The following is a 3,807-nucleotide window of genomic DNA, read 5'->3' as shown; positions in this document are numbered from 1 at the left end:
AACGTCTTATATAACGTCTTATATAACGTCTTATATAATATCTTATACAATAGAATAATAAAATAAATACCCTTATTATTTTATTGTATAATATTAAATATTAATTGGTGCTTGTTATAAAAGAAATTTAAAGCTTGACATTTAAAATACTTGGAGATAAAAATACCTAAAAAGGTATTAATAAAATGTGATAAAACCAAATGATCGGAGAAAAATTAAAAACATTAAGAGAAAATAATCAGTTAAGGCAATATGAACTTGCAGAACTTATAGGAATTTCTCAAAAAAACATCTGTGCTGTCGAAAAAAGAGACGATATATATTTATCAAGTCTTAAAAAATATGTTGAAGCACTAGGTGGAAGTTTAAAAATTTACGTGGAATTTAAAAAAGAGGAGCTACTTTATGATCTTTCCAGTGCTATTAAATAGCTTTAGAGAAAAGCTATAGATAATTTGTTTTAATAGAAAACCCCGCGCCAACGGGGTTCCAATAGCTAAGATGCAGTCTAAACAATTATATCTTAGCTTTAATAAAGTTATTAGTCAATATAATAAGGCTAAGGATAGTTATCGCATGAACAAAAATAAAAATAACATATGCTCTATTTTTCACTCAAGATTTAAAAATCTTATTCAAGTGATACCATCAGCTCGCAAAGCCCAGCTTGTGGATTACATATTGCTTGGTTGGCAAACAAGCACTTACAAATTAAAAAATTCTGACCAAAAATGGTTCATGAAACCCTATGCTGAAATTGTAGAAGACACAGGAATTCCAAAAAGCACCTTGGAGCGATACATCAGAGAATTAAATGACGAGGGGTTTATTGAGCGGCGACAAGCTCTCTATAGCAGAACCAAAGAACACGGTGGATTTGAAGTAAAAAAGGGCACCTATATTCATATTACCGAAAAACTACTCGCACTAATTAAGCCATCTCAACCTGTTCCACAAACATCACCTGCTGCAACAGATATCCCCAATGGCTCAAATGACTCTTATCAAGAAGGCAATCAAGAACGGGACAATAAAGAACCAGAATGCAAAGAAGTTGATATAAATGAGGGAACCGATCCCCTCAAAATGAGGGGATCATATATAAGAGATCTTTATCCTTCTCTTTCTATTAATACTATTACTTTTAAAAAATTGACTGCTTCTGTGGATAAACCAACACGTTCTCGATTAAACCATCAATTCGAAACCATTCAGCATTTTCTCTATTCAGACATCAAGGAAGAAATCCCTGATGAAGTCAAAAAATTAGTCTTAGGCACTTTTTTTAATTTAACGTTCCAACATAAAATGCAATTTTCATCACCTAAACAAGTGGCAGCCGAGTATTTGTTTGCCCTGGTGAACATTGCGTTCTATTTGCCTGAGGTGATGTGTTTTAAACACCGAAACAATATTCTTTCGAAGACGATTCGGGACAATCGTTGGCGAACCCCTAAAGGCTTTTATAAACACTTCTACTTGGGACAAGCATTTAAAGACAAACAAGACTTGCATGAACAACGATGGCAACAAAAGAAAGAACGAGAAATCAAACGCACTAATGAAACGATAAGTGATGAGAAAATGGACGAGCGGTTGATTCAACTCGAAGAACAAATGAATGAAAAGATCGCGCTAATTGATGAACTCACTCAGCGTATTTATCATCAATCCAGCGAAGAGGTGATAGCAAGTATTCGAGAACACATTCAAACGCTAAGAAACGAATTGGAAGCGTTATGGCATCAACAAACCCTTATTGAACAAGAAAATGAACAACAATTGTCTTTGGATACAATGAAGCGTTGTGCTTGAGTCAGTGTAGAAACGTTCATTACAAGAAGGATAAATTTTTAAACTTGAAATGTTACCTTTTATAGGGTACAATTTAAAGAAAATAAAAATCATTAAATGAATACGTATAAAGTCACAATTACTGAACCAGCAAAAAAGGATTTAAAAAAGGTTCCTCAATAGATAGCTATTAAACTTTATCAATGGGTTGAAGCGGTGTCGCATGATGGGCTATCAGAGGTTAGAAAAATCGCGGGATATCACGATGAACCTCTCCAAGGAAAAAAGAAAGGCCAGCGTTCTATTCGATTAAATAAAGCTTATCGAGCTATCTATGAATTAAATACTAAGGGGCAAATGGAGATTATTGAGGTAATGGAGGTAAATAAACATGATTACTAATGAAAACAATGAAGCACTTGGCTATTTGGAGTCTTTAATAGGAAAAAAACCAACTTTTGGAGATCATTTATTGGCTATTCGACAAGGTGAAGAAATGACTCAATCCGCATTTGCTAAGCAATTGGGAGTTTCTCGTCATTATTTATGTGATATTGAACATAATCGTCGTTATGTCAGTCCTAAGACTGCTGCTGAGTTTGCTGATAAGTTAGGATATTCAAGAAAGCAGTTCGTGCGTTTGTGCTTACAAGATATGCTTAATAGAGATGGATTAGCTTTGTTAGTTGATATTGAAAATGCAGCTTAACCTCGCCAACAAGCTAGACATAGAAAAGTATACTGACAAAAGAGAGTCTGATTAAGTTCAATATGGTTCGTTTTTGTAAAAACTTATTATAAAACCAGTGAATTAGTTTAACTAATTCTGTTAAATAACGAGGGATGCATCCTTTATGACCTGGCAAACGCTTGTTGTTGAATTTGGTTTTTCAATCAGTTTGCTGGTTAATGCGCTTCTTTTCCTTCCTCAAATAAAAGCCCTCCTAAAAAACAAATCCGCTGAAGGTGTTTCGTTGATAACGTTTGCGGGTTTTAATGTCATTCAATTGTTTACACTTTTGCATGGGCTGCTTATTGGCGATTATTTACTGGTGGCAGGTTACTTATTAAGCCTGCTAACATGCGGTGCCGTTACGGTATTAATTGTTTATTACCGCAAAAACAGAGGGGAGTAATCTATTTTAGGATGTAAATTGAATAGTTATTGATCATTAAGTTTTATTTTTGATACAATGTCCCCTTTGTGTTTCAACCGCAACGGAAAGAAAAAACGATGATCACTAATCTAACCCTGCTACCACATGATGAATCCATTGTGATTAAAGACATTACCCAAAAAATACATTACCTCCAATTAATGAAGCACTTACTTGACCATGTTTTTGAAGCATTATGCTGTTTTGAGACCAATCAGCTGAATCAATTTGATGCCCAGGTTGGTGAAACACTGTGTCAAATTAGAGCCTACAAAATGTATATGCTTGCGTCATCGCCTTGTTTTATTCGGGAGAACGCACAATTGAAAAAAGATGTAACGTCAGTTTTACACACCATTGATTATCAATTGACGCAATACCAGCATTATTTAAAACTCAACAAAAATCAACGTCCAGAAACGATTCGCGAACAAACCACCTTAATTGATTTTTTTAGCAACTTAGGCTGTGTAATTTCCTTATCTGACAATGCGCTTTATAGTTTTCTTTCCTATTTTTTATGTCGCTACCACCAGGTGGATGAGGACAACATTCCTGTAGCGATTAACTTCTCTGATATGTCTCAATCGTTAAAATTATCGCGTAGCTACACTAAAAAGCTTGGACATTTTTATCAAAAAAAGTTATCTGAGTTGTCTTGTCATTTTATGTTTACCTTGCTAGAGGAATTAGATGAGGTGGACGATTTGAAGCAAGTTCTTCCGTGGCTTCACCTGCAATCAGATGAGGGACGTATGGCGCTGCCTTGTTATGCGGTCACCGACATTATTATACGGCATATGATTCAGAGTAATGCTAATCTTCTTCTTCTCATTGATTTTTTGACAGAAGACAC

Annotated in this window: 6 protein-coding genes; all 6 read left to right on the top strand. The window is 34.8% G+C overall.

Features of this window, described 5'->3' with window-relative positions; all coding sequences use genetic code 11:
- Nucleotides 1–200 precede the first annotated feature (200 nt).
- Nucleotides 201–431 (top strand): helix-turn-helix domain-containing protein, encoded by a 231-nt coding sequence (locus T345_RS14190; RefSeq protein ID WP_035918884.1) that lies wholly within the window; start codon nt 201–203, stop codon nt 429–431.
- Nucleotides 432–576: 145 nt separating this feature from the next.
- A complete protein-coding gene (locus T345_RS0110630; protein WP_028389323.1) occupies nt 577–1,815 on the top strand; it encodes a hypothetical protein in 1,239 nt (412 codons plus the stop codon).
- A gap of 195 nt (nt 1,816–2,010) precedes the next feature.
- Nucleotides 2,011–2,196 (top strand): hypothetical protein, encoded by a 186-nt coding sequence (locus T345_RS14185; RefSeq protein WP_242604610.1) that lies wholly within the window; start codon nt 2,011–2,013, stop codon nt 2,194–2,196.
- On the top strand, nt 2,186–2,503 hold the full coding sequence (locus tag T345_RS0110620; RefSeq protein ID WP_028389322.1) for a helix-turn-helix transcriptional regulator: 318 nt from the start codon (nt 2,186–2,188) through the stop codon (nt 2,501–2,503). The genes T345_RS14185 and T345_RS0110620 overlap by 11 nt, the downstream gene beginning before the upstream one ends.
- Nucleotides 2,504–2,648: 145 nt before the next feature.
- Nucleotides 2,649–2,930 (top strand): PQ-loop domain-containing transporter, encoded by a 282-nt coding sequence (locus T345_RS0110615; RefSeq protein ID WP_028389321.1) that lies wholly within the window; start codon nt 2,649–2,651, stop codon nt 2,928–2,930.
- A gap of 98 nt (nt 2,931–3,028) precedes the next feature.
- Nucleotides 3,029–3,807: hypothetical protein (locus T345_RS14180; protein ID WP_035918881.1), on the top strand; the 779-nt coding region annotated here is incomplete at its 3' end.

The organism is Legionella fairfieldensis ATCC 49588 (assembly GCF_000621525.1).
GTDB classification, from domain to species: domain Bacteria; phylum Pseudomonadota; class Gammaproteobacteria; order Legionellales; family Legionellaceae; genus Tatlockia; species Tatlockia fairfieldensis.
This window is presented reverse-complemented; position numbering and strand designations above follow the sequence as displayed.